Consider the following 22565-nt stretch of genomic DNA (forward strand, 5'->3'; position numbering starts at 1 on the left):
CCGGGAGCTGGACACGGCGAAGGTGCGGGTGAACTCCGTCCACCCGGGCATGATCCACACGCCGATGACGTCGGTCGGCATCCAGCAGGGCGAGGGCAACTACCCGAACACCCCGACGGGCCGGGGCGGCGAGCCGTCCGAGATCGCCCAGGCCATGGCCTTCCTGCTCTCGGACGCCGCCTCCTCCATCACCGGCGCCGAGCTCGCCGTGGACGGCGGCTGGACCACCGGTCCGACCGTGAAGTACGTCATGGGTCAGCGATCCCCGGCCGGGTCCCGGACTCCGGCCTGAGGTTGGATGGGCGGCATGACTGCTGCTGACGAGATCCTGGACATCGTCGACGAGAACGACGTGGTCGTGGGGCAGGCCCCGCGCGGTGAGGCGACCGCGCGGGGCCTGCGCCACCGCTGCGTCTTCATCGAGGCCCGGGACGCCGAGGGCCGTCTCTTCGTGCACCGCAGGACCGCGACCAAGCTGGTCTTTCCCTCGCACTACGACATGTTCGTCGGCGGGGTGGTCGGCGCGGGCGAGTCGTACGACGAGGCGGCGCTGCGGGAGGCCGAGGAGGAGCTCGGGGTCTCGGGGCTCCCCCGCCCCGAACCGCTCTTCACGTTCCTCTACACGGGCGGAAAGCACACCTGGTGGTCGTACATCTACCAGGTGCGGTGCGAGCTTCCGGTGAACCCGCAGGTGGAGGAGGTCGCCTGGCACACCTTCCTCACCGATGACGAACTGGCGGCGCGGCTCAGCGACTGGCAGTGGGTGCCGGACGGTCTGGAGACGTACCGCCGGCTGCGGGAGTACCGGGCAGGTCACGCCCCGACGGGCAGTCGGCGACAAAGTGATCGATAAGGTGCGGGCGTGAAAGAGTTCGTACAAGGTGTGAAGCTGTGGTTTGCGCCGCAGCGGATCCGTGAAGAGGGCAACACCCCCGACTACCGCTTCTCGCTCGCCAACGAGCGCACCTTCCTCGCCTGGATCCGGACGGCTCTTGCGCTCATCGGCGGCGGTTTCGCCGTCGACCAGTTCCTGCCGGAACTGGCCTGGGGCGTCAGGGCGGGGCTGGCGCTCGCACTGCTCGCCGCCGGTGTGTTCTGTTCCCTGCGGGCGGTCAACCACTGGGTACGGTGCGAGCGGGCGATGCGGCGCGGCGAGGACCTGCCGGTCTCCCGGTTCCCGACGCTGCTCGGTGTCGCTGTCGCCGTCGTCGCCGTCGCGATGGTGGTGGTGGTCCTCTTCGGCTGGGAGGGCCGGTGACCGCCGGGGAGCGGGACCCCGGACTGCAGCCCGAGCGGACCCGGCTGGCGTGGCGGCGCACCACCCTGTCCTGCACGGTGGTGGCACTGCTGGCGGGCAAGGCGGCGCTGCACGGGGGTGCGACCCCCGCCGGGATCGTGGCCGTGTCGCTGACCATGCTGGCCTGGCTTGCGTTTCTGCGGGTGGCGCACCGGCGGGTGCTCGGGTTGGGGACCGCGCGGCCTCAGCCACTGGCACCGCGCGGCGCCCTGACGGCGGCGGCGTGCACGATCGCACTCGCGGTGTTCGCCGTGGCAGTGGTCTTCTGAGGGGTGCGCGCCGGTCAGCTGTCCCAGGGGACGGTGACGACGATCTTTCCCCGGGTACGTCCCTCCTCGTTGAGCCGCTGGGCGTCGGCGGCCTGCTCCAGCGGGAAGACCCGGTCGACATGGACCGAGACGATGCCCTGCTCGGCCAGTCCCGCGAGCTGGGTGAGATCCGCTGCGTCGGGCCGTACGAAGGCGTAGCGCCCGCCGTACGAGAAGACCTCGCCGTCCGCGATGGACGCCAGCCGTCCCTCGGGTTTCAGTACGTCCGCGGAGACACGGAGGGCCTCGCCGCCCACGGTGTCGAAGGCGGCGTCGACCCCGTCGGGAGCCAGGGCCCGAATCCGGTCGACGAGCCCTTCGCCGTACTCCACCGGTTCGCCGCCGAGCTGCCGGATGTACTCATGGTTGCGTTCGCCGGCGGTGCCGATGACACGGGCGCCCGCATGCCGGGCGAGCTGGACGGCCAGTGAGCCCACGCCGCCGGCGGCCGCGTGGACCAGCACGGTGTCGCCGTCCTGGATCCGAAGTGTGCGGTGCAGCACCTGGTACGCGGTGAGACCGGCCAGCGGCAGCCCCGCTGCGGCCTCGAAGCTCAGGCTCAGCGGTTTGCGGGCGAGGGTGCGCACGGGGGCGGCGACGTACTCGGCAAACGTGCCGCGGGACAGGAAGTCCTCCCGCACATAGCCGATGACCTCGTCGCCGACGGCGAACTCGTCGACGGCGATTCCGGGCTGCACGACGACTCCGGAGACGTCCCAGCCGGGGATCACCGGAAAGACGGCCTCCAGTCCGGACTGGAGGTGGCCCTCCCTTGCCTTCCAGTCGACCGGGTTGACGGCAGCGGCCCGCACCTTCACCAGAACGCTGTCCGGGCCGACCTTGGGGTCGGGCCGCTCGCCGTACTCCAGGACGTCGGCCCCGCCGTACCTGCTGTAGCTGATCGCCTTCATCATCCGACCATCCGGGCTGCTCAGGCGGCCCGCAACTCAGACGGTGACCGCTTCGAGGGGCGGCAGGAGCGTCACCCACTCCGGCTCGGCCTTGCGCACGGCCGCAGCGTCGTCGCGCTCGCACATCGTGCCGTCGTCGTCGAGCCGGCGCCGGTGCAGGACGGCCGGTCGCTCCCGGCCGAGTTCGACACCGAGCCCGGGGCATCGGAAACGGTCAGCCGGCCGTCCTCGAAGACATGGCGGCTGGTGACGACATCCCTGAACACCAGGGTCCCGACCCGCTCGGCACGGAGTCCACGCACCTGATTCCGGGAGTTCACTGGACGACATACCGACTGGTCGGCATCATGAGCATCGACGTCTTTTCGCCCCGGAGGTGCGCACGATGAGCTCAGTCCATCCGCCAGGTCTCGACCTGGACCGGCTCCGCGGACATGTCGACCGCGAGCGGCCGGGTCTGGTGAACGGACCGCTCGAGGCCCGGCTCGTCGAGGGCGGCCGCTCCAACCTGACGTACGTCGTCACGGACGGCACGGGCCACTGGGTCGTCCGCCGGCCTCCGCTCGGCCATGTCCTCGCCACCGCGCACGACATGAAGCGTGAACACCGGGTCATCAGCGCGCTGCACCCGACGGCCGTGCCGGTGCCCGAGCCGCTGCTGCTGTGCACGGACGACTCCGTCATCGGATCGCCCTTCTACGTCATGGAGTACGTCGAGGGGACCCCGTACCGCACCGCCGAGCAGCTCGCCCCGCTCGGTGCCGAGCGCACCCGCGAAGTCGTGCTGGGCCTGGTCGACACGCTGGTGGAACTGCACGCCGTGGACCCGGAGCCGGTGGGACTCGACGGCTTCGGACGCCCCGAGGGGTTCCTCGACCGGCAGCTGCGCCGCTGGGGCAAGCAACTGGACGCCTCCCGCAACCGCGAACTGCCCGGTATCGACGAGCTGCACGCCGCGCTCGGGCGCGAACTGCCCGTCTCCCCCGCGCCCACCGTCATTCACGGCGACTACCGCCTGGACAACGTGCTGATCGGCTCCGACGACCGGATCAAGGCCGTCCTCGACTGGGAGATGTCGACGCTCGGCGACCCGCTGACCGACCTCGGTCTGCTGGTCATGTACAGCTCCGACCTGGGTCTGCCCAAGTCCCCGGTCTCGACCACCAGCGGAGCGGCCGGCCACCCCACGCCCGCCGAACTGATCGAGCGCTACGCGGCCCGCTCCGGCCGGGACACCTCCGCCATCTCCTGGTACACCGCGTTCGCGTGGTTCAAGCTCGCCGTGATCCTGGAGGGCATCCACTACCGCTACACCCTCGGCCAGACCGTCGGCGCCGGCTTCGACCGCATCGGCGATCTCGTCCCCGTCTTCATCGAGCACGGCCGCACGACCCTCCAGGAAGGCTGATCACCCCCATGGACTTCGCATTCGACGCCCGTACGGAAGAGCTGCGCACCAAACTGCTCACCTTCATGGACAAGCACGTGTACCCGGCCGAGACGATCGCGCACGAGCAGCGGGCACTGCTCGCCTCCCCGTGGGACACCCCGCAGATCATCGAGGACCTCAAGGCCGAGGCGCGCAGGCAGGGTCTGTGGAACCTCTTCCTGCCCGACGCGGAGCACGGTGCCGGGCTGACCAACCTCCAGTACGCACCGCTCGCCGAAATCACCGGCCGTTCCCCGCAGTTGGCGCCGACCGCGCTCAACTGCGCGGCGCCGGACACAGGCAACATGGAGGTGCTCTTCCAGTTCGCCACGGACGAGCAGAAGAAGCAGTGGCTGGAGCCGCTGCTCGCCGGGGAGATCCGGTCGGCGTTCGCCATGACGGAGCCCGAGGTGGCCTCGTCGGACGCGACCAACATCGAGACGCGCATCACGCGGGAGGGTGACGAGTACGTCATCAACGGCCGCAAGTGGTACATCTCCGGGGCGATGAACCCGGACTGCCGGATCTTCATCGTGATGGGCAAGACCGACCCCGAAGGCGCCGACATCCGCCGCCAGCAGTCGATGATCCTCGTCCCGCGCGACACGCCCGGCCTCGAAGTGAGGCGCGCCATGCAGGTGTACGGGTACGAGGACCATGACCACGGCGGTCACGCCGAGGTCGTGTTCACCGATGTGCGGGTGCCCGCGACGAACCTGATCGGCGAGGAGGGCGGCGGCTTCGCCATCGCGCAGGCGCGCCTGGGTCCCGGCCGGATCCACCACTGCATGCGGCTGATCGGGATGGCCGAGCGGGCCATCGAGCTGATGTGCAAGCGGGCGGTGTCCCGTACGGCCTTCGGCAAGCCGCTCGCGCAGCAGGGCGTCGTGCAGAACTGGATCGCGGACGCACGGGTCACGGTGGAACAGCTGCGGCTGCTGGTGCTGAAGACGGCATGGCTGATGGACACGGTGGGCAACCGGGGGGCGCACACGGAGATCCAGGCCATCAAGATCGCCACCCCGCGCGCGGTGGTCGACATCCTCGACCAGGCGGTGCAGTTGCACGGCGCGGGCGGCGTGAGCCAGGACTTCCCGCTGGCGGAACTGTGGGCGGCGGCGCGGACGCTGAGGCTGGCGGACGGGCCGGACGAGGTGCATCAGCGGTCGCTGGCGCGGCGCGAGATCAAGCGGTACGTGTAGCGGGGCGGCACGGGCCGCAGCCGCGCCACGTCCTCCGAAGCCGGACGGGCTGAGCATCTGCCCGTCCGGCCCGTGGATGGAGTCGGACCGCACTCGGGAACCCGGAGCCGGCCGGGCGGATGCCGCTCCCCCGCCTCTGATCCGGCGTCAGGGGCGCAGTGCGCGCAGCAGCAGATCCGCCAAGTGGTCCGCGACCTCCTGCTGGCTCAGCGGACCGTCCGGGCGGTACCACGTCGACAGGTGGTGCACCGATCCGAAGTGGTAGTCCACCACCAGATCCGCCGGCGTCGCCGTGGAGAACACCCCGCTCCGCTGCCCCTCCTCCACCAGCGCCCGGAACCGCTCGTGGTAGCGGCGCCGCTCCGCCCGTACCTGCTTGTTCTTCTCCGGGCTCAGATGGTGCATCGAGCGGAAGAAGATCGCCGCGTCGTCGAGGTTCTCGATCGTCGTGACGACCACGTCCGCCGCCGCGTCCCGCAGCCGCTGCTCGACCGGTGCCTCCGCGTCCGCGAACGCGTCGAGGCGTTCCTGCTGGAGTCGCAGCACCCGGGAGTAGACCTCCTGGAGGAGATCCTCCTTGGAGCCGAAGTAGTGGTAGAGCGCGCCCTTCGTGACGCCTGCCGCCTCGACGATCTCCTGGACCGACGTCCGGTCGTAGCCCTGCTCGGCGAAGAGCCGGGTGGCGGCGGCCAGCAGCCGCTGAGGGACGGGGGCGTCGTTCTCGTCCGTCGTTCTGGCCATGGCCGCCACCTGCCTTTCCGTAGTGAAGTCGTACACGTTCTCCTGCTGGGAACGCAGTTCCCGCCTGAGGATCTTCCCACTTGCCGTCTGGGGAAGTCCGGCCAGGATCTGGACCTCGCGCAGGTGCGTGTACGCGGCCAGCCTCTCCTTGCAGTACGCACCCGGTTCGTCGGGTTCGGCCGAGGAGCCGGGTCGCAGGATGACGTATGCCCGGACGGTCTCGCCGCGGTAGGCGTCGGGGACGCCGACGACGGCCGCCTCCCGGACCGCCGGGTCAGACTCGGTCATGCGCCGGTCTCCTCCCACTTCTGCTGGAGGTGGTTCATATTGCTGAGCCAGTGGTCGGTGTCCTTGGTGCGGGCCCGGTAGTACCCGGCGACCTCGGGATGCGGCAGGACGAGAAAGCGGTCCTCGGCCATGGCGTCGAAGAGGGCGTCGGCGACATCCTCCGGCTCGATGGCGCTGGGGGCGAGGACCAGCTCGCCGGCCGAACCGGCGGCGGTCAGCATGTCCGTACGTACGCCCTGCGGGCAGATCGCGTGGACCTTGATGCCCCGGTGGCGGTAGGTCAGCGAGAGCCATTCGGCGAAGGCGACGGCGCCGTGCTTGGTGACGCTGTACGGCGCCGCGCCGATCATCGTCAGCAGTCCGGCGGCGGACGCGGTGGTGACGAACCGGCCGCCGCCGCGCTCCAGCCAGTCCGGGAGCAGCGCCCTGGCCGCGCGGACATGGGCCATCACATTGACGTCCCAGGCCGCGGCCCAGACCTCCTCGTCGGCGAAGACGTCACCGGGCGAGGCGAGGCCGGCGTTGGCGCAGTAGATGTCGACGGTGCCGTCCAGTGCGTCCCGGGCGGCGTCCACGATCTGCGAGGCGTCTCCGGCGACGGCGGCGCCGCCGATCTCCTCGGCGAGCGCCTTGATGCGGTTCTCGTCGAGGTCGTTGACGACGACCCTGGCGCCTTCCGCGGCGAATCTGCGGGCCAGAGCGGCACCGATGCCGCCCCCGGCCCCCGTGACCACCACGCCCGCGCCCTGCACCGTACTCATCGGGTTCCGCCTCTCTCAGCCGACTTCCCCAGCAGACTAACCAGTCGGTATGTCCTCGGGGAAGGGTCCGGCCGGGAGCTTGTCGCCACTCCTGTCACACCACTCTCGTCCGCCTCGTTCCATGCGGGCTATGCGCGCGCTAGCGTGCGTGACCATGACAGTCGGAGCGATCATGGAGGTAGCCGAATGAGCCTGTCCAGACGTGGTTTGCTTGCCGCCGGTGGTGCAGTGGGAGCCTTCGCGGCGGCGGCTGCCGGAACCGGGAGCGCGGCCGCGGGCCCCCTCCCCGGCACGGGGCAGGGCTCCGGGCGCAATCGGGTCCGTACCGGCTTCGACCGGCTGGCGGCGGACGGCTATGCGCTGCTGAAGGGGCAGAAGGTCGGGATCGTCACCAACCCGACCGGGATCACGTCCGACGTGCGCCACATCGTCGATGTGATGCACCCGGACGAGCGTGTGAACCTGATCGCGGTCTTCGGCCCCGAGCACGGCTTCCGCGGCACGGCGCAGGCGGGCGGCTCGGAGGGGCGGTACGACGACCCGGCGACCGGACTCCCCGTCTACGACACGTATCTGAAGAGCGGACAGCCGCTCGCCGATGTCTTCACCGCGTCCGGTGTGGACACCGTCGTCTTCGACATCCAGGACGCGGGCGCCCGCTTCTACACGTACATCTGGACGCTCTACGACTGCATGGAGGCGGCGGCGCTCGCGGGCAAGCGGTTCGTCGTCCTGGACCGGCCGAACCCGGTGACCGGGCGGGCCGCGCTGGGGCCGGTCCTCGACCCGGCGTTCTCGACCTTCGTGGGGCGCCGGGAGATCGCGCAGGCCCACGGCATGACGGTCACCGAGCTGGCGCTGCTCTTCAACGCGGAGTTCCTGGCCGCGCGGCCGGTCGAACTGGACATCGTGAAGATGTCGGGATGGCGGCGCGCGGACTTCTTCGACGGGACCGGGCTGCCGTGGGTGCCGCCGAGCCCCAACATGCCGACGCCCGACACGGCGCTGGTGTACTCGGGCACCTGTCTGTTCGAGGGTACGAACCTCTCCGAGGGGCGGGGGACGACCCGGCCGTTCGAACTCCTCGGCGCGGAGGGGATCGACCACCGGTGGGCAGCGGCCGCGAACGCCCTCGACCTGCCCGGAGTCGCTTTCCGCGAGGCGTACTTCGCCCCGACGTTCTCCAAGTTCCAGGGGAAGACGGTCGGCGGGGTGCAGCTGCATGTCCAGGACCGGGAGGTGTTCGATCCGGTGCGCACGGGGATCGCGCTGCTGGTGACGGCGAAGCGGACGTGGAGCGGGTTCGCCTGGCGCCCGGACAACTGGATCGACAAGCTCACCGGTCATACGCGGGTCCGCACGATGATCGATGCGGGGGCGGACACGGATGAGGTGGTCGGGGCGTGGGAGGCGGAGCTTGCCGCGTTCCGGGCGGTGCGGAAGAAGTACCTGCAGTACCGGTGAGGTGAGCCGGGCGGGCCCGGGAGTTCGGGCCCTCCCGGTGAACCGGTTCCGTCCTCGAACGCCGGACGGGCTGGAACGTGTGCCCTACCGGCGGGCTGTCACTTTCTCGGAATCACCACATGACGCCGCGTCAACCTCGCGTCCGAGCACCCTCCGACGTGGGGCGTCTCAGTCAATGGACGCGAATCGCCTTCCGATGGAGCCGAAACGGGCCGTCGTACGTCCATACCTTGACGCCGAAGTACGAGCGACGGAGGTGGCAGTGCGATGGCCGGTTTCCGGAGTCTTGCGAGACAGGTCCGCGATCCGCGGGGTGACCTGGCGCTGCGGCGGTACTCGCTGCGCAAATGCCTGGAGAGGTTCGCCCCCTACGGTCACCGGGCGACGTGGGACCACTTGTGCACCCGGCACACGATGGAGCCGGAGGACCGGTCCCCCGACCCCGTGCGGCTGGTGCACGCGCTGGAGGAACTGGAGGCGGCGCGGGCTGTCTGGCTCCGGTACGAGGCCGGGTTCGCCGAGCGTCGCAAGCGGGAGAAGCGCGAGGGGCTGCGCCGGCCGGGCGCGTTCGACGACTGGCACCGGCGCATCTGGGGCGGGAACGGGGTGGCGCGCTGCGAGAATCCGGCGGTCCACCCGTCGGCGCCGCTCCCCGAGGTGCTGGGCCGGCTGGTCTCGGCCCTGGAGTCGCAGCCCGGCCCGGCGTGCCCGGTGTGCGCGGAGAACAGGATCGTCTGGCGTCAGGACCTCGACTGCGAGCCGTGGTCGGGCCCGGTCTGCACGGGCTGCGGGATCGTGGTCCCGCGGCCCGTACTGACACCGGGGGCACTGGCGAGGGCGCGGCGGATCCAATCGAGGGACCTGGCGTCGGCGGCATGAGGGGCTCGGGGGCGACGGAACGGCGGCGCGCCCCCGGCTCTGCGGACGCTTCCTACGGACAGCCCGCCGAGCGACGCTCCGGCATCAGGCGTGAACCGCTGATCGTGTCACCGGAGATGTCGTTCGGGTTGGAGAGCACACACGTCTCCAGCGACAGACAGCCGCAGCCGATGCAGTCGGTCAGATGGTCGCGCAGCCGTCCCAGCTGCTTGATCCGTTCGTCCAGTTCGGAGCGCCACGCCTCGGACAGCCGCGCCCAGTCGTCGCGGTCCGGGGTGCGCTCCTCGGGAAGTTCGGCCAGCGCCTCCCGGATCGTGGCCAGCGGTATGCCGACCCGCTGCGCCGCACGGACGAAGGCGACCCTGCGCAGTGCGTCCCTGCTGTAGCGCCGCTGGTTGCCGCTGGTGCGGCGGCTGCTGATCAGGCCCTTCGCCTCATAGAAGTGCAGGGCCGAAACGGCGGCGCCGCTGCGCGCGGAGAGCTGGCCGACCGTGAGTTCATGGAGTGTCTGTGGGATCTGGGGCACCCCTCCAACCCTACGTGCCCGCCTCCGCGCCGGTCCGTCGTTGACAGGAACGCACCCGCCCAACCATGCTGAGCAAGCGCTTAGACAGGCGGTGCATGACGACGGACGGCCGAGAGCGGGAAGGCAGGACCAGGGACATGGCAGAGCCGAGGATCTTCACGTCCGCGCAGGAGCTGCGCGACGGGGTGGGCGAGCAGCTGGGTCACAGCGAGTGGCTGGAGATCGACCAGAAGAGGGTCGACCTGTTCGCCGAGGCGACCGGGGACCACCAGTGGATCCATGTGGACCCGGAGCGGGCCGCGGCCGGCCCGTTCGGCACGACGATCGCGCACGGCTATCTGACGCTCTCACTGCTCCCGGCGCTGGTCCCGCAGGTCATGCGGGTCGAGGGCATGAAGATGGGCATCAACTACGGGACCAACAAGGTCCGTTTCCCGTCCACCGTGCCGGTGGGCTCCCGGCTGCGCGCGACGGCCGTCCTCAGAGACGTCGAGGAGACGGGCGGCGGCGTCCAGGTCACCGCCGTCGTCACGGTCGAGCGCGAGGGCGGCGACAAGCCGGTCTGCGTCGCCGAGTCGGTGTCGCGCTACTACTTCTGAGATGCCCTGCGGCGGGCCGCGACCATGCGCAGGACGAGGTCGGCGTAGAGATCGCCGACCTCGTCCGGCGTACGGCTCCCCTGCGCGCTGAACCAGCGCGCCACGTCGATGCAGAGCGAGAGCACGGCGAGCGTGGTCCCCGGGACGTCGGGGACATCGAACTCCCCCGCCTGCACGCCCTCGCTGATGATCCGGCGGATCACCGCATCGCTCTTCCTGCGCAGGGCGACGATCTCGGTGCGGTGCTCCTCGCTCAGGGCGTCGAGTTCGTACTGGACCACGCGGGCGGTGGTGTGCCGCTCGGCATGCCAGCGGACGAAGGACCGTACGGCGTCAGCGAGCCGCTCGGACGCCGTGCCGCCACTGTCGGCGGCCGTCTCCAGGAGCAGCAGGGCGCGGTCGTGACCGATCCTGCTGATCCGGTGGAGCAGCTCTTCCTTCGTCTTGTAGTGGATGTAGAGCGCGGCGGGACTCATCCCGGCGCGGCCCGCGATGTCACGGGTGGTGGTCGCGTGGTACCCGCGCTCGGCGAAGGCGTCGACGGCCGCGACGAGGAGCCGCCTGGCCGCCTCGGGCGTCACCTCGCCCCACGGCGAGCTCTCGCCGCCGGTCTCCTCCGCCGTACTCATCGTCACCGACCCCTTCCCTTCAGCAGGACGAACACCATACCCCGAACCTGAGCAAGCGCTTAGGGGTCGGGTGCATGAGATCGTCAGAGCTTCTGGAAGGGGTCGTGCTCCGCGAGGATCTTCTCCAGCCGGGCCTGGTCGACCCGGCTGATGATCTGCCCCGCCTCCTGGCGGTCGCGGATGACCTTGGCGAGGGTGAAGCAGGACGTGACGAGGTACAGGACGCCGACCGCGAGAAAGCCCCGCACCCAGGCGTTCGCGTCGAGGAAATAGATACCGAGGGTCACCGCGCCCATCGCCACCCCGAAAGATGCGACGGCCTGACCGTAGAAGGCTGCGGTGCTCTGCTGCTTGACCGATGTCGTCTCACTCATGGGGACAGCTTCGGCCGCCGTGGCACCCGCCACATCCGTCCGCGTACTCAGTCCGGCACCCAGTCGCCCGTTCGAGCGGGACGGCCCAGAAGGCGGAGACCCCCGTCAGCGCACGGCCGACCTTCGGCACTCCCGCTTTTGATTAGCGCTGCTAGTTTTTTGTTCGCAGGCCCTACTATGTGCGGCATGGTCCGACCGCGCAAACCCCTCCTCAGCAGAGACCGCATCATCGAGGCGGCGGGCGCCCTGGTGGACTCCGAGGGACTCGAAGCCGTCTCCACCCGTCGGCTCGCGGCCGAACTCGGGGTCAGCGGGCCCTCGCTCTACAACCACTTCCGCAACAAGGACGAGATCCTGGACGCGGTCGCGGACTCCGTCTCCGCGCAGGTCGACCTGTCGATGTTCGACGAGGGCGACGGCCGTGACTGGCGCGCCGCCCTGCACGACTGGGCGGTCTCCTACCGTGCGGCGCTCGCCGCACACCCGCACATCGTCCCGGTGCTGGCCCAGGGCCCCGGCCGACGTCCGGCCGGGCTGCGGGTCGCCGACGCGGCCTTCGGCGGCATGGTCCGCGCGGGCTGGCCGCCCGCCCAGGCCACGTACATCGGCGCACTGATGCGGTACTTCGTCACGGGCTCGGCACTAGGCTCGTTCGCACGCGGCTTCGTGGACGACGAGACGGCGTACGACCCCGCCGACTACCCGCACCTCGGCCAGGCCCATCTGCTGGCCGACCGCCGCCAGAAGGTCGACGAGGGCGCGTTCGAGACCGGACTGCGGGCGATCCTCGACGGTCTCGCCCTGCAGTACGAGCAGCGGGCGCCCGCGGCCACGGTTCGGCCCACGACGAAGCGTTCCTGACCCATGCTGGGTACATGGCACCCATGGCACCCCACGACCCGGCCGCGCCCCGCCTCGCCGCCCTGGCCGCGCTCCTCGCCGACGAGACCCGCGCCTCGTTCTGTCTGGCCCTGCTCGACGGGCGTGCCTGGAGCGCGGGTGAACTGGCGCGGTACGCGTCGGTCGCGCCGTCGACCGCCAGCGAACACCTGGGGAAGCTCGTCGCGGGCGGGCTCCTGACCGAGGAGCGGCAGGGCCGCCACCGCTATCTGCGGCTCGCCGACGAACGGACCGCCCACCTCGTCGAGGACCTCGCCGCCCAGGCCGCGCCCGGCGACGAGGAACGGCCGCGAACGCTGCGGGCGGCGAGCACCAGCAGCGCGCTGGCCCGCGGACGCACCTGCTACGACCATCTCGCCGGCCGGATCGGCATCGCCATCGCGGACGCGATGACCGTACGGGGACTGTTGCGGCAGGACACCGGCTTCGCACTCACCGACGCGGGCCTGGGCTGGTTCGGGGAGCTGGGTATCGGGCTGGACACCGGGACCCGGCGTCCGCTCGTACGCGGCTGCCTGGACTGGACGGAGCGCCGGCCGCACCTGGCGGGAACCGCGGGCGCCGCGCTGTGCAGGCACGCCCTGGACACCGGGTGGTGCGTACGGATCGGCTCCGGGCGGGCCGTGAAGGCGACCGCGGCCGGGGAGCGGGCGCTGCACGAACTCCTCGGGATCGAGCCGGAAACAATTCGGTGAGGACCGAACCGTTCCCCGCTTACAGTCGGCCCATGACGACGACACCCATACCGGCCTCCTCGGCGGCCACCATGCCCGCAAGCCGTGACTGGCGGGCGATTGCCGCAGCGTGCACGAGCGTGGTCCTGTGGGCCTCCGCCTTTGTCTCCATCCGCAGCGCGGGCGACGCGTACTCCCCCGGGGCGCTCGCCCTCGGCCGGCTGCTCGCGGGCTCGCTGATGCTCGGCGCGATCCTTCTCGTACGCCGCGAAGGGCTGCCGTCCAGGGGAGCCTGGCCGGGCATCCTCGCGTCCGGGCTGCTCTGGTTCGGGCTCTACATGGTGGTGCTCAACTGGGGCGAGCAGCAGGTCGACGCGGGCACGGCCGCCATGGTCGTGAACATCGGCCCGATCCTGATCGCGCTGCTCGGTGCCCGGCTGCTCGGCGAGGGGCTGCCGCGCAGGCTGGTGATGGGCATGGCCGTGTCGTTCGCGGGAGCCGTCGTGGTCGGTCTCTCCATGTCGGGGCACGGGGGTTCATCGGTGCTGGGGGTGGCGCTCTGCCTGCTGGCGGCGGTGGCGTACGCGGCCGGGGTGGTCACCCAGAAGCCCGCGCTGCGGCACGGCTCGGCCCTGCAGATCACCACATACAGCTGTCTGATCGGTACGGTCGCCTGTCTGCCGTTCTCCGGTGTGCTGGTCTCCGAGGCGGCCGACGCACCGCTCTCCGCGACCCTGAACATGGTCTACCTGGGCATCTTCCCGACCGCCCTCGCCTTCACCACCTGGGCCTACGCCCTCGCGCGCACCACCGCCGGAAAGATGGGCGCCACCACCTATGCGGTGCCCGCACTGGTGGTGCTGATGTCATGGCTGCTGTTGGACGAGGTGCCCGCGCTGCTCACCGTCGGCGGCGGCCTGCTCTGTCTTGCCGGGGTAGCGGTCTCCCGCATGCGTCCGCAGACTGGGCGGACGCGGAACAGTCCGGCACAGCCGGTGGAGGGACGCCCAGATGACGCCGAGCGCCAGGAGACCGACCGGCCCCGGGAAGAAGCGGAAGGAGCAGTCGGGCAAGGCTGACGAGAAGCAGGCCGCCCTCGCCCGGGCGGCCCGCGACGGCGGCGCCGAGCTCGACGGCTTCGACGTGATCGACAGCGGGGACGACGACCCGGTCCTGGCGACCATGGAAGCCCGTCTCCTCACCACGAGCCGGTCGCAGGCCGAGCCCACGCCGGAGCCGGCCTAGAACACCACGAGCGCGCGGCCGCCCTTGCCCGCGATCATGTTGTCGAAGGCCGCCGGGATGCCGTCCAGCGCGATCCGTTCGGTGACCATCATGGAGAGGTCGAACCTGCCCGCCCGGATGTGCTCGGCGAGGACCGGCAGGTCGCGGGCCGGGTCGCTGTTCCCGTACACGCAGCCCGTCAGGGAACGCCCCCAGTGGAATATCTCCAGGGCGTTGAAGGTCACCTGCTGGTCCTTGCCGCCGATGCCGACGACCGTGGTGCGGCCGCCGCGGCGGGTGGAGTCCCAGGCGCCGCGGATGGTGGCGGGCCGGCCGACGCACTCGACGGCGACGTCCGCGCCCTGTCCGCCGGTGAGTTTACGGATCTCGCGCGGAGTGGTGTCGGAGGCGATGACGTAGTCGGTGGCGCCCGCCGCGCGGGCGAGCTCCTCCTTCTCCGGGGAGACATCCACGGCGATGATCTTCGAGGCTCCGGCGATCCGGGCGGACTGGAGCACGGCGAGACCGACGCCGCCGATTCCGAACACGACGACCGTCTCGCCGGCCCGGACCCGGGCGGAGTGGTGGACGGCGCCGTATCCGGTGAGGACCGCGCAGCCGAGCAGGGCGGCGTCGGTCAGCGGGATGCCGTCCGGGGCGGGAAGCACACAGTTCGCGGCGACGACCGTCTCCTGGGCGAACGCCGCGACGTTCAGGCCGGGGTGGAGCTCGGTGCCGTCGGCGGTACGGGCGTGGATGTTGCCCGCACCCGTCAGGGCGCTGGCGCAGAGCCAGACCTCACCGATTCCGCAGTGGTGGCAGCTGCCGCAGGACGGAGCCCAGTTGAGCACGACGCCGTCGCCGGGCGCGACATGTGTGACGCCCTCGCCGACGGAGAGAACGGTGCCCGCTCCCTCATGGCCGAGGACGGCCGGGACGGGCACCCGCATGGTGCCGTTGGACAGGGACAGATCGGAGTGGCAGACCCCGGCCGCGGCGAGACGGATCCTCACCTGACCGGGGCCGGGCTCCGGGAGTTCGATGCCGGTGACCTCCAGGGGAGCTCCGACGGCGGGCAGTACGGCGGCGCGGACCACGGACCGGCTCCTTGCTGATCGGGGGTGCTTCGGGGGGTGTTCAGAACTGGAGGGACTTGGTCTGGAGGTACTCGGCGAGGCCGTGCGAACCGAGCTCACGGCCGACGCCGGACTGCTTGTAGCCGCCGAACGGCGCGAGCGGGTTGAACCGGCCGCCGTTGATGTCGACCTGCCCGGTGTCCATCCGGCGGGCGAAGGCAACGGCCTCCGCGTCGTCGGCGGCCCAGACGGCGCCCGCGAGCCCGTACACCGTGCCGTTGGCGATCCGGAGGGCGTCGTCCTCGTCCTCGTACTTCAGGATCGAGATGACCGGGCCGAAGATTTCCTCCTGGGCGATGGTCATCTCCGGGGTGACATCGGCGAACACGGTGGGGCTGACGTAGTACCCCGTCGCGAGCGGCGCCTCCGGGCCGCCGGCGACGACGCGGGCGCCCTCCTCGATGCCCTTCTCGATGTAACCGCGCACCCGGGCCTGCTGCTTCGCGTTGACGACGGGACCGACCCGCTCCCCCGGCACGTACTTGGCGACGGCCGCGGCGGCGAGGGCGACGGCCTCCTCGTACCGCTCGCCGTCGACAAGCATCCGGGTCCAGGCGCTGCACGTCTGGCCGGAGTTGGACATCACGTTGGCGACGCCGACATTGACGGCCTTGGCAAGATCGGCGGAGGGCAGGATGACATTGGCGGACTTGCCGCCGAGCTCCAGTGCGACCCGCTTGACCGCGCCGCCCGCTGTGGCGCCGATCCGCTTGCCCACGGCGGTGGAGCCGGTGAAGGAGACCAGGTCGACGTCCTCGTGCGCGGCGAGGGCCTGTCCGGCGACCGGGCCGAGACCGGTGACCAGGTTGAAGACACCGGCGGGCAGGCCGGCCTCTTCGGTGGCCTCGGCGAAGAGCTGCGCGGTCAGCGGGGTGTCCTCGGCGGGCTTGAGGACGATCGTGCAGCCTGCGGCGAGTGCGGGAGCCACCTTGGCAACGATCTGGTGCAGCGGGTAGTTCCACGGGGTGATCGCCCCGACGACACCGACGGGCTCCAGCAGCACGGTGGAATTGCCGTGCTGCTCCTCGAAGGCGTACGAGGCGGCCAGTTCGGCGTAGGACCCGGCGACCAGGATCGGCACGCCCACGTGCACCCTCTGCGACAGCTGGAGGGGCGCGCCCAGTTCCGCGGTGACCGTGGCCGCGATCTCGTCCTGACGGGCCACCAGGACGTCGCGCAGGGCGGCGATCCGTGCGGCACGCTCGGTCGGCGGGGTGGCGGCCCAGCCGGGGAACGCGGCGCGGGCGGCCCGTACCGCGGCGTCGACGTCCTCGGCCGTCCCGGCCGGGACATGGGCGATGACCTGCTCGTCCGCCGGGTTCACGACTGCGATCGTGTCCGCGCCCGCTGCGGGGCGCCACTCCCCGCCGATGTACATACCGTCGTGGGCCTTCATGGCATTTCCTCCCGGGCAGGGGTACGGGCGAGTCGTCCGCACCACAAACTGGCGGCGTTAGTTTTTTGGCGCCAGAGACGCCCGTCACGTGCGGCCCGGCAATTCACCCGGGGCTACTGCCTCCCCCACTCCCTATCACGGGGGAAGCCGTTAAGAGGTGTCCGGCGGATCGGGGCCGGACACCCCCTCGTCACGCGGTTCAGTAATTCGTCAGTAACGGCCTCCTCCTAGCGTCCCGGATCAGCCCGCCCCTCCCGTACTTCCCCCTGACAGCAGGAGCGCGGCGGGCTCCCCCGTACCAGCCATGGAGGAGCACTCCGATGCATCTGCCCCGATCCCCGCGGCGCAGAACCGCCGCGTGGGCTGCGGCCGCGATGACGGCCGCGGCCGTACTGACTGGCCCCGCTCCCGCGTTCGCGCAATCCGCCACGGACACGAGTCCCGTCACCGCGAAGGTCGACTCCGCCGTCCTCGACACCGTCGAGCACGGCAAGGAGTCGACCTTCTTCGTCGTGCTGAAGCCCCGGGCCGACCTGTCGGCCGCCGAGGGCATCCGCACCCACGCGGACAAGGCCAGGTCCGCCTTCACCGCGCTGCGCAAGAAGGCCGCGTCCAGCCAGGCACCCCTGCAGGCGTTCCTCGACAAGAGGCGGGTCGGGTACCAGTCGTACTGGATCGCCAACGCGCTCAAGGTGACCGGCGACGAGAAGCTCGTCACGGCGCTGGCCGAGCGCTCCGATGTGAAGAGCATCCGCAAGGAGCGCACCTACCACCTCGACAGGATCGAGCAGAACCCGGTGACGGACGCCGCGGCCGACGCGGACCCCGCCGCCGCCGAATGGGGCGTCAAGGACATCAAGGCGGACCAGGTCTGGTCCCAGTACGACGACCGGGGCGAGGGCATCGTCATCGCCAACGTCGACTCGGGTGTGCAGTACGACCACCCGGCACTGGTCGGCAACTACCGGGGCAATCTGGGCGACGGCACGTTCAGCCACGACTACAACTGGTACGACCCGACCGGCCAGTGCGCCGGCGGTGTCCCCTGCGACAACAACGGCCACGGCACCCACACCATGGGCACGATGGTCGGCGCCGGTGGTGTCGGCGTCGCACCCGGCGCCAAGTGGATCGCCGCCAAGGGGTGCGAGTCCAGCAGCTGCTCGGACTCCTCGCTGCTCGCCGCCGGTCAGTGGATCCTGGCGCCGACCGACCACAACGGGCAGAACCCGAAGCCCGAGATGGCACCGGACATCGTCAACAACTCCTGGGGCGGCGGTGACACGACCTTCTACCAGGACATCGTCGAGGCGTGGAACGCGGCCGGGATCTTCGAGGCGTTCGCCGCGGGCAACGACGGTGACGGTACGACCTGTTCGACCAGCCACGCGCCGGGGTCGCAGGCCCCCTCGTACGGCGTCGGCGCGTACGACGTGAACGGGAAGATCGCGGACTTCTCCGGCTTCGGCCCGTCGCTGGTCGACGGCTCCGCCAAGCCGAACATCTCGGCGCCCGGCGTGAACATCCGGTCCACCTGGCCGGGGAACACATACAGAGCCCTCAACGGTACGTCGATGGCGACACCCCACGTCGCGGGCGCCGCGGCCCTGCTGTGGTCCGCCGCTCCCGCGCTGATCGGGAAGATCGACGAGACCCGGGCGATCCTGAACGACAGCGCGGTCGATGTCGACGACACGCACTGCGGTGGCACGGCCGACATGAACAACGTCTGGGGCGAGGGCAAGCTCGACATCCTCGCCTCGGTGGCTGCGGCCCCGCGCAGCGCGGCCACCGTGACCGGAACGGTCACCGACCGGGCGACCGGCAGGCCGGTCGCCGGTGCGGCGGTCGAGGCCACGACGGGAACCGCTCGCCGATCGGTGACAACAGCCGCCGACGGCACGTACAAGCTGAACCTCAACGCGGACACGTACACGGTCCGGGTGAGCGGATACGGCTACCGGACCGCCACCGAGGAGAACCTCACCGTGACCACCGGTGAGCACGTCACCAAGAACCTCGCGCTGGACGCCGTACCGGTGCATGCCGTCTCCGGCACGGTCCTGGATGTCACCGGCAAGCCGCTGAAGGGGGCCACGGTGCGGTTCACGGACGCTCCGCTCGCAGCCGTCACCAGTGACTCCGACGGCGCCTTCCGCTTCCCGTCGGTCGCCGAGGGCTCGTTCTCGCTGACCGCGACGCCAGCCGCTCCGGTGCTCTGCAACGGCGTCTTCACCGCCAAGGTCACGGTCGACGACGACGAGACCGTGAAGGCCGCGCTGCCCAACCGTACGGACGCGGCGGGCAACAGCTGCGCCCCTGCGACGTACAACTGGGTCAGCGGCAGGACCAAGATCGCGCTGTCCGGTGACGAGAACGCCAAGACGGTGTCACTGCCCTTCCCCGTCACCTTCTACGGCGTGAAGTACACCGACGCCAGTGTCACCACCAACGGCCTGGTCAACTTCCTGGAGCCGCGCCTCGGCGACTACGCCAACACGGCGCTGCCCGCGGCCGCCAAGCCGAACGGCATCGTCGCCGCCTTCTGGGACGACCTGACGGTCGACGCCAAGGCGAGCGTGAAGACGGCGACGAACGGTACGGCCGGCGCGCGAACATTCGCCATCGTCTGGGAGAACGTCGCGTTCGCCTCCGACACCTCGCAGCGCGTCACCTTCGAGGCTGTCTTCGACGAGGCGACCGGTGCGGTCACCCTGCAGTACCAGTCCATCGGCACCGCCTCCCCCGAGACGGGAGCGAAGGCGACAATCGGCATCGAGAACCAGGCCGGTACGGACGCCCTGCAGTACTCCTTCAACGAGTCGGTCCTCACCGACAAGTCCGCCGTCCGAATCTCCTCGAAGGCGACGTCATGACCTCCACTTCACGGCGCGCCGTCCGGCTCGCCTCCGCCCTGATCGCGGCCGGGCTGGCGCTGACCGCCACGCCCGCTGCACACGCCGACAGCGACGGCGGCGCCGGACCGCGCGTCCTCACCGACGCACAGGCCGACCGGCTGGAGAAGCGGCTCCAGGGCGACTCGTTCGCCGGCGAGCAGCAGATCACGCCGCAGTCCACATCCAACTCCTCTCCGTCGTCGCAGAGTCCGCAGGGCACGGACGACACGTCGGCCGACGGGGCTCTGTCCCTCGAAGCGAGCTCCGACCTGGAGACCTACCGGGGCCAGGCCGACACCACGCAGCTGGCGGGCGGCCACGGCGACTACCTCGCCGTGCACAGTGCCGGCACCGTCACCCGCCTGACGGACGACGGCACGACGGTGTGGAAGCGGGACAATGCCTCGCTGTACGCCGACTGGCAGGTCCGGCCCGCACGCCCCTGGCAGGTGGAGCCCTACCCTGCCCGGATCACCATGGGCTACAACGCCGTCGCCCCAGCCGCCGACTTCTCCGACCGCGGCTACACGACGGGCGACCTCACCGGCGACGGCGTGGCGGACGTCGTCTTCACCGCGGACGTGGGCAATTCGCCGTACCGGCCGTTCACCGCGCCCGGATCGACGCTCTCCACGGGCACGTTCGTGACCATCCTCGACGGAAAGACCGGCAAGACGGTCTGGACCAGGATCTTCGCGGACGCGCAGCAGGTCACCCTGGTCGGCGACACACTCGTCGTCGGCGACCAGCCGTCCACCAACCTCAACGCCCCCAAGGACGCCAGGGCGACCCTGCAGGGCTTCCGCTTCTCGTACGCCGACGGAAAGCTGACGCCGACCGGCACATGGACCTACGAGACCGGGCAGCGCGACGGGCGCTGGGGCTCGACCAGAGCGCTCGGCGGCGGGCTGCTCGCCGTCTCCTGGAACAGGCGCAAGACCGCGACGGCGGCCGCCGAGGGCCACACCCTGGTCCTGGACACCGCCGACGGCACGGTGAAGTGGCAGAGCGACGGGGCGCTCTACTCACGACAGCTGGCGTACGACTCCGCGCGGAAGCGGCTCGTCGCCGTCGAGCAGGCGGACTACCGCGACGGTGTGCAGTACCAGCTCGCCGCGTACGACCCGGCGACGGGGGCTCGCACCACCCTCGACACCCGGGTCAACGCTCTCGCGCTCGGCCTGCAGGTGGGCAACCTGAAGGGCGACTCCAAGCCGGAGTACGCGGTCAGCGAGGACACGCTCGACGAGTACCTCTATGTCAACGCCTCGACCGTGCGCGCGCTGGACGGCGCGGACGCGTCCGAGCTGTGGTCGCGGACCGTCAAGCGGGACGAGTCCAACTCCCAGGACGGCGACTCCGCACTCGGTCTGAAGATCGTCGACGGGAAGTTGCTCGCCTCGTACATCACGATGCAGGACAAGGATGCGGCCGCCAACCCGGGTGGTACGCGTTACGGCAGGCTCGCGGCCATCGACGGGCGTGATGGCGAGGTCGGCTGGGAGAAGCAGGGCGGCCCCGTCGCTTCTCCGATCTACGCCCAGCCGTACCGCGTGGACAACGAGTGGCGGGTACGGACGGTCGACAACGAGCAGAACATCCGCAGCTACCGGCTGAACGGCGGCCGCCAGGCCTCGCTCACCCCGCTCCAGGGCGATCTGACCTCCGCGGTTGCCGTGGACGTGAACGGCGACAGGAAGAAAGACGTCGTGACGGGCGGCCAGTCGCACGGCCTGTGGGCGTACGACGGTCCGTCGATGGCGGCGGGCAAGCCTGAGGTGCTGTGGAAGACCACCCTGCCCGGGGCGGTGCACGGCGAGATCGTGCAGGCCGACACGGACGGCGACGGCAAGCGGGACGAGCTGGTTGTCGCGGCGGACTCCGCGACCGTGATCGTCGACTCGCACACGGGCCGGGTCCTGCGGACCATAGACGGCAAGGGACAGTTCGTCCGCTCGGTGGCCGTCACCGATGTGAACCACGACGGCGCCGACGAGGTGCTCGTACCGACGGACGCGGTCCGCGCGTACCAGGGCAACGGGAAGCAGCTCTGGTCGTACGCCCCCGAGGGCGCGGGAGTGGCATTCTCCGACCTGGCAGTGGCCGAGGGCCGGGTCTTCGCCTCGTACAGCACGGTCGGGGCCCTCGACGCCGCCACGTCGGTCGTCAACGGCATGGCGCTGGACGGGAAGTCCGGCAAGGTGCTCTGGACCGCCGATCCGAAGTGGACCGGCGACCCCGACACCAGGATCTACGCCGCGGAACTGCACCACGGTGTCTTCGCCGACCTGGGGATCCCCTACGCGGACGGGCACGCGGTCGTGCACTCCTGGATCGTCAAGGAGGGCAACCTCTGGACCACACTGATCGAGTTCCGTGATGCGCGGACCGGGAAGGTCGTGCACACCGCGACCGGCGGCGGGGCCTGGACCACCGGCAACTGGTTCACGGGCGAGGAGGGAGCAGTCCTGGCGAGCACGGCCACGCTGCGCACCTACGCGGGCGGCGACAAGGAGTACAGCATGTACACCCTGCCGACGCTGCACCAGGCCGGGTTCGGAACGGGCCCCGGCGGCAGACGGCTGATCGTGGGCGGCACGGAGGGCGCGATCTACCTCTGGGACCCGGCGGTCCTCACCGCGGGCCACAACTACCCGGACCACCTGGCCAAGATCAACAAATACGCGGTCCAGAACACCGTGGTGGCGGACCTCGACGGTGACGGCGTCGACGAGATCATCGGCCTCGGCCTGGATCAGACCGGGTACGACCGTACGATCGAACTCGCCGGCGGGCGCTACCTCCTGCAGAGCAATCAGTTGCACGGGCTGACGGTGGACTCGATCAGCCGGTCCTGACCCGGGGACCACCGGAGATTCCGGCCTTGGAGACCCCCGCGCATGGTGGCGCGGGGGTCTTCGGGCTGCCCG

The 22565-nt window shown here is 70.6% G+C and carries 22 protein-coding genes and 3 pseudogenes; 15 read left to right on the forward strand and 10 right to left on the reverse strand.

Translation table 11 applies throughout. The annotated features are described in order from the left end of the window. Positions 1-4: 4 nt before the first annotated feature. The 4 genes and pseudogenes from ACGFSA_RS07040 to ACGFSA_RS07055 all read left to right on the forward strand — a co-directional run. A pseudogene (locus tag ACGFSA_RS07040) lies at positions 5-292 on the forward strand (SDR family oxidoreductase); the annotation flags it as partial. Positions 293-307: 15 nt separating this feature from the next. Continuing rightward, entirely contained in the window at positions 308-853 is a 546-nt protein-coding gene (locus ACGFSA_RS07045) for an NUDIX domain-containing protein (RefSeq protein ID WP_393300769.1), read from the forward strand. A 9-nt stretch (positions 854-862) separates the two neighbouring features. Further along, the gene (locus ACGFSA_RS07050; protein ID WP_393300772.1) at positions 863-1258 is read left to right on the forward strand and encodes a YidH family protein; all 396 of its coding nucleotides are present in this window, start codon (positions 863-865) and stop codon (positions 1256-1258) included. Then, on the forward strand, positions 1255-1566 hold the full coding sequence (locus ACGFSA_RS07055) for a DUF202 domain-containing protein (protein WP_393300775.1): 312 nt from the start codon (positions 1255-1257) through the stop codon (positions 1564-1566). The genes ACGFSA_RS07050 and ACGFSA_RS07055 overlap by 4 nt, the downstream gene beginning before the upstream one ends. A gap of 14 nt (positions 1567-1580) precedes the next feature. On the opposite strand, the gene ACGFSA_RS07060 is transcribed toward ACGFSA_RS07055, so the two are convergent. Beyond that, positions 1581-2516 carry an NADP-dependent oxidoreductase gene (locus ACGFSA_RS07060; RefSeq protein ID WP_393300933.1) on the reverse strand — a complete coding sequence of 312 codons (936 nt, stop codon included), beginning with the start codon at positions 2514-2516 and terminating at the stop codon, positions 1581-1583. Between the two features lie 36 nt (positions 2517-2552). After that, positions 2553-2773, reverse strand: a pseudogene (locus tag ACGFSA_RS07065) (glucarate dehydratase); the annotation flags it as partial. 128 nt (positions 2774-2901) lie between these two features. On the opposite strand from ACGFSA_RS07065, the gene ACGFSA_RS07070 reads away from it, so the two are divergent. Together ACGFSA_RS07070 and ACGFSA_RS07075 are read left to right on the forward strand one after the other, a co-directional pair. After that, positions 2902-3924: a phosphotransferase family protein gene (locus ACGFSA_RS07070; RefSeq protein WP_393300778.1), complete on the forward strand. Its 1023-nt coding sequence runs from the start codon at positions 2902-2904 to the stop codon at positions 3922-3924. An 8-nt stretch (positions 3925-3932) separates the two neighbouring features. Beyond that, a complete protein-coding gene (locus ACGFSA_RS07075) occupies positions 3933-5147 on the forward strand; it encodes an acyl-CoA dehydrogenase family protein (protein WP_393300781.1) in 1215 nt (404 codons plus the stop codon). A gap of 147 nt (positions 5148-5294) precedes the next feature. Here ACGFSA_RS07075 and ACGFSA_RS07080 read toward each other — a convergent pair whose 3' ends face one another. The 3 genes and pseudogenes from ACGFSA_RS07080 to ACGFSA_RS07090 all read right to left on the reverse strand — a co-directional run bounded on the left by ACGFSA_RS07080 (position 5295) and on the right by ACGFSA_RS07090 (position 6937). Continuing rightward, positions 5295-5888 (reverse strand): TetR/AcrR family transcriptional regulator, encoded by a 594-nt coding sequence (locus ACGFSA_RS07080; RefSeq protein WP_393300936.1) that lies wholly within the window; start codon positions 5886-5888, stop codon positions 5295-5297. A 48-nt stretch (positions 5889-5936) separates the two neighbouring features. Further along, positions 5937-6161 (reverse strand): annotated as a pseudogene (locus ACGFSA_RS07085) (long-chain fatty acid--CoA ligase); the annotation flags it as partial. A gap of 11 nt (positions 6162-6172) precedes the next feature. Further along, a complete protein-coding gene (locus ACGFSA_RS07090; protein WP_393300784.1) occupies positions 6173-6937 on the reverse strand; it encodes an SDR family oxidoreductase in 765 nt (254 codons plus the stop codon). A 186-nt stretch (positions 6938-7123) separates the two neighbouring features. Here ACGFSA_RS07090 and ACGFSA_RS07095 point away from each other — a divergent pair, with 186 nt between their 5' ends. Both ACGFSA_RS07095 and ACGFSA_RS07100 read left to right on the forward strand, forming a co-directional pair. Beyond that, positions 7124-8401, forward strand: coding sequence for an exo-beta-N-acetylmuramidase NamZ domain-containing protein (locus ACGFSA_RS07095; RefSeq protein WP_393300786.1), 1278 nt, complete (start codon positions 7124-7126; stop codon positions 8399-8401). A 267-nt stretch (positions 8402-8668) separates the two neighbouring features. After that, positions 8669-9280 (forward strand): hypothetical protein, encoded by a 612-nt coding sequence (locus tag ACGFSA_RS07100; RefSeq protein ID WP_393300789.1) that lies wholly within the window; start codon positions 8669-8671, stop codon positions 9278-9280. A 52-nt stretch (positions 9281-9332) separates the two neighbouring features. On the opposite strand, the gene soxR is transcribed toward ACGFSA_RS07100, so the two are convergent. After that, complete coding sequence (gene soxR / locus ACGFSA_RS07105; RefSeq protein ID WP_393300791.1) at positions 9333-9806, reverse strand: redox-sensitive transcriptional activator SoxR; 474 nt, start codon at positions 9804-9806, stop codon at positions 9333-9335. Positions 9807-9943: 137 nt separating this feature from the next. On the opposite strand from soxR, the gene ACGFSA_RS07110 reads away from it, so the two are divergent. Then, entirely contained in the window at positions 9944-10405 is a 462-nt protein-coding gene (locus ACGFSA_RS07110) for a MaoC family dehydratase (RefSeq protein ID WP_393300794.1), read from the forward strand. Here the strand turns inward: ACGFSA_RS07110 and ACGFSA_RS07115 are convergent. Continuing rightward, entirely contained in the window at positions 10396-11034 is a 639-nt protein-coding gene (locus ACGFSA_RS07115) for a TetR/AcrR family transcriptional regulator (protein ID WP_393300797.1), read from the reverse strand. The genes ACGFSA_RS07110 and ACGFSA_RS07115 overlap by 10 nt on opposite strands. A gap of 83 nt (positions 11035-11117) precedes the next feature. Beyond that, entirely contained in the window at positions 11118-11408 is a 291-nt protein-coding gene (locus tag ACGFSA_RS07120; protein WP_345513546.1) for a YiaA/YiaB family inner membrane protein, read from the reverse strand. A gap of 186 nt (positions 11409-11594) precedes the next feature. On the opposite strand from ACGFSA_RS07120, the gene ACGFSA_RS07125 reads away from it, so the two are divergent. Genes ACGFSA_RS07125 through ACGFSA_RS07140 form a run of 4 tightly spaced genes read left to right on the forward strand, consistent with a single transcriptional unit; the run spans position 11595 to position 14227 of the window. Continuing rightward, positions 11595-12269 carry a TetR/AcrR family transcriptional regulator gene (locus ACGFSA_RS07125; protein WP_393300801.1) on the forward strand — a complete coding sequence of 225 codons (675 nt, stop codon included), beginning with the start codon at positions 11595-11597 and terminating at the stop codon, positions 12267-12269. A gap of 14 nt (positions 12270-12283) precedes the next feature. Next, on the forward strand, positions 12284-13003 hold the full coding sequence (locus tag ACGFSA_RS07130) for an ArsR/SmtB family transcription factor (RefSeq protein ID WP_393300804.1): 720 nt from the start codon (positions 12284-12286) through the stop codon (positions 13001-13003). A gap of 32 nt (positions 13004-13035) precedes the next feature. Further along, positions 13036-14061 carry a DMT family transporter gene (locus ACGFSA_RS07135; protein WP_393300807.1) on the forward strand — a complete coding sequence of 342 codons (1026 nt, stop codon included), beginning with the start codon at positions 13036-13038 and terminating at the stop codon, positions 14059-14061. Beyond that, complete coding sequence (locus ACGFSA_RS07140) at positions 13994-14227, forward strand: hypothetical protein (protein ID WP_393300810.1); 234 nt, start codon at positions 13994-13996, stop codon at positions 14225-14227. Before ACGFSA_RS07135 ends, ACGFSA_RS07140 begins: the two co-directional genes overlap by 68 nt. Here the strand turns inward: ACGFSA_RS07140 and ACGFSA_RS07145 are convergent. Together ACGFSA_RS07145 and ACGFSA_RS07150 are read right to left on the reverse strand one after the other, a co-directional pair. Then, positions 14224-15303, reverse strand: coding sequence for a Zn-dependent alcohol dehydrogenase (locus ACGFSA_RS07145; RefSeq protein ID WP_393300813.1), 1080 nt, complete (start codon positions 15301-15303; stop codon positions 14224-14226). The two genes, ACGFSA_RS07140 and ACGFSA_RS07145, sit on opposite strands and share 4 nt — an antisense overlap. A 40-nt stretch (positions 15304-15343) precedes the next feature. Continuing rightward, positions 15344-16738 (reverse strand): aldehyde dehydrogenase family protein, encoded by a 1395-nt coding sequence (locus ACGFSA_RS07150; RefSeq protein WP_393300816.1) that lies wholly within the window; start codon positions 16736-16738, stop codon positions 15344-15346. A gap of 320 nt (positions 16739-17058) precedes the next feature. On the opposite strand from ACGFSA_RS07150, the gene ACGFSA_RS07155 reads away from it, so the two are divergent. Next, on the forward strand, positions 17059-19614 hold the full coding sequence (locus ACGFSA_RS07155; RefSeq protein ID WP_393300819.1) for a S8 family serine peptidase: 2556 nt from the start codon (positions 17059-17061) through the stop codon (positions 19612-19614). Next, positions 19611-22493, forward strand: coding sequence for a VCBS repeat-containing protein (locus ACGFSA_RS07160; protein ID WP_393300821.1), 2883 nt, complete (start codon positions 19611-19613; stop codon positions 22491-22493). Before ACGFSA_RS07155 ends, ACGFSA_RS07160 begins: the two co-directional genes overlap by 4 nt. The last annotated feature ends 72 nt before the right edge of the window (positions 22494-22565 follow it).

This window comes from Streptomyces sp. NPDC048496 (assembly GCF_043200055.1).
Classification (GTDB): Bacteria; Actinomycetota; Actinomycetes; order Streptomycetales; family Streptomycetaceae; genus Streptomyces.

Bases quoted from the DNA above. Each gene is read 5' to 3' on its own strand.
- ACGFSA_RS07075 (WP_393300781.1), top strand. From the start codon at position 3,933: ATGGACTTCGCATTCGACGCCCGTACGGAAGAGCTGCGCACCAAACTG.
- ACGFSA_RS07125 (WP_393300801.1), top strand. From the start codon at position 11,595: ATGGTCCGACCGCGCAAACCCCTCCTCAGCAGAGACCGCATCATCGAG.
- ACGFSA_RS07060 (WP_393300933.1), bottom strand. From the start codon at position 2,516: ATGAAGGCGATCAGCTACAGCAGGTACGGCGGGGCCGACGTCCTGGAG.
- ACGFSA_RS07130 (WP_393300804.1), top strand. From the start codon at position 12,284: ATGGCACCCATGGCACCCCACGACCCGGCCGCGCCCCGCCTCGCCGCC.
- ACGFSA_RS07150 (WP_393300816.1), bottom strand. From the start codon at position 16,738: ATGAAGGCCCACGACGGTATGTACATCGGCGGGGAGTGGCGCCCCGCA.
- ACGFSA_RS07100 (WP_393300789.1), top strand. From the start codon at position 8,669: ATGGCCGGTTTCCGGAGTCTTGCGAGACAGGTCCGCGATCCGCGGGGT.
- ACGFSA_RS07095 (WP_393300786.1), top strand. From the start codon at position 7,124: ATGAGCCTGTCCAGACGTGGTTTGCTTGCCGCCGGTGGTGCAGTGGGA.
- ACGFSA_RS07045 (WP_393300769.1), top strand. From the start codon at position 308: ATGACTGCTGCTGACGAGATCCTGGACATCGTCGACGAGAACGACGTG.
- ACGFSA_RS07090 (WP_393300784.1), bottom strand. From the start codon at position 6,937: ATGAGTACGGTGCAGGGCGCGGGCGTGGTGGTCACGGGGGCCGGGGGC.
- ACGFSA_RS07135 (WP_393300807.1), top strand. From the start codon at position 13,036: ATGACGACGACACCCATACCGGCCTCCTCGGCGGCCACCATGCCCGCA.
- ACGFSA_RS07140 (WP_393300810.1), top strand. From the start codon at position 13,994: ATGACGCCGAGCGCCAGGAGACCGACCGGCCCCGGGAAGAAGCGGAAG.
- ACGFSA_RS07120 (WP_345513546.1), bottom strand. From the start codon at position 11,408: ATGAGTGAGACGACATCGGTCAAGCAGCAGAGCACCGCAGCCTTCTAC.
- ACGFSA_RS07110 (WP_393300794.1), top strand. From the start codon at position 9,944: ATGGCAGAGCCGAGGATCTTCACGTCCGCGCAGGAGCTGCGCGACGGG.
- ACGFSA_RS07080 (WP_393300936.1), bottom strand. From the start codon at position 5,888: ATGGCCAGAACGACGGACGAGAACGACGCCCCCGTCCCTCAGCGGCTG.
- ACGFSA_RS07155 (WP_393300819.1), top strand. From the start codon at position 17,059: ATGCATCTGCCCCGATCCCCGCGGCGCAGAACCGCCGCGTGGGCTGCG.
- ACGFSA_RS07115 (WP_393300797.1), bottom strand. From the start codon at position 11,034: ATGAGTACGGCGGAGGAGACCGGCGGCGAGAGCTCGCCGTGGGGCGAG.
- ACGFSA_RS07160 (WP_393300821.1), top strand. From the start codon at position 19,611: ATGACCTCCACTTCACGGCGCGCCGTCCGGCTCGCCTCCGCCCTGATC.
- ACGFSA_RS07070 (WP_393300778.1), top strand. From the start codon at position 2,902: ATGAGCTCAGTCCATCCGCCAGGTCTCGACCTGGACCGGCTCCGCGGA.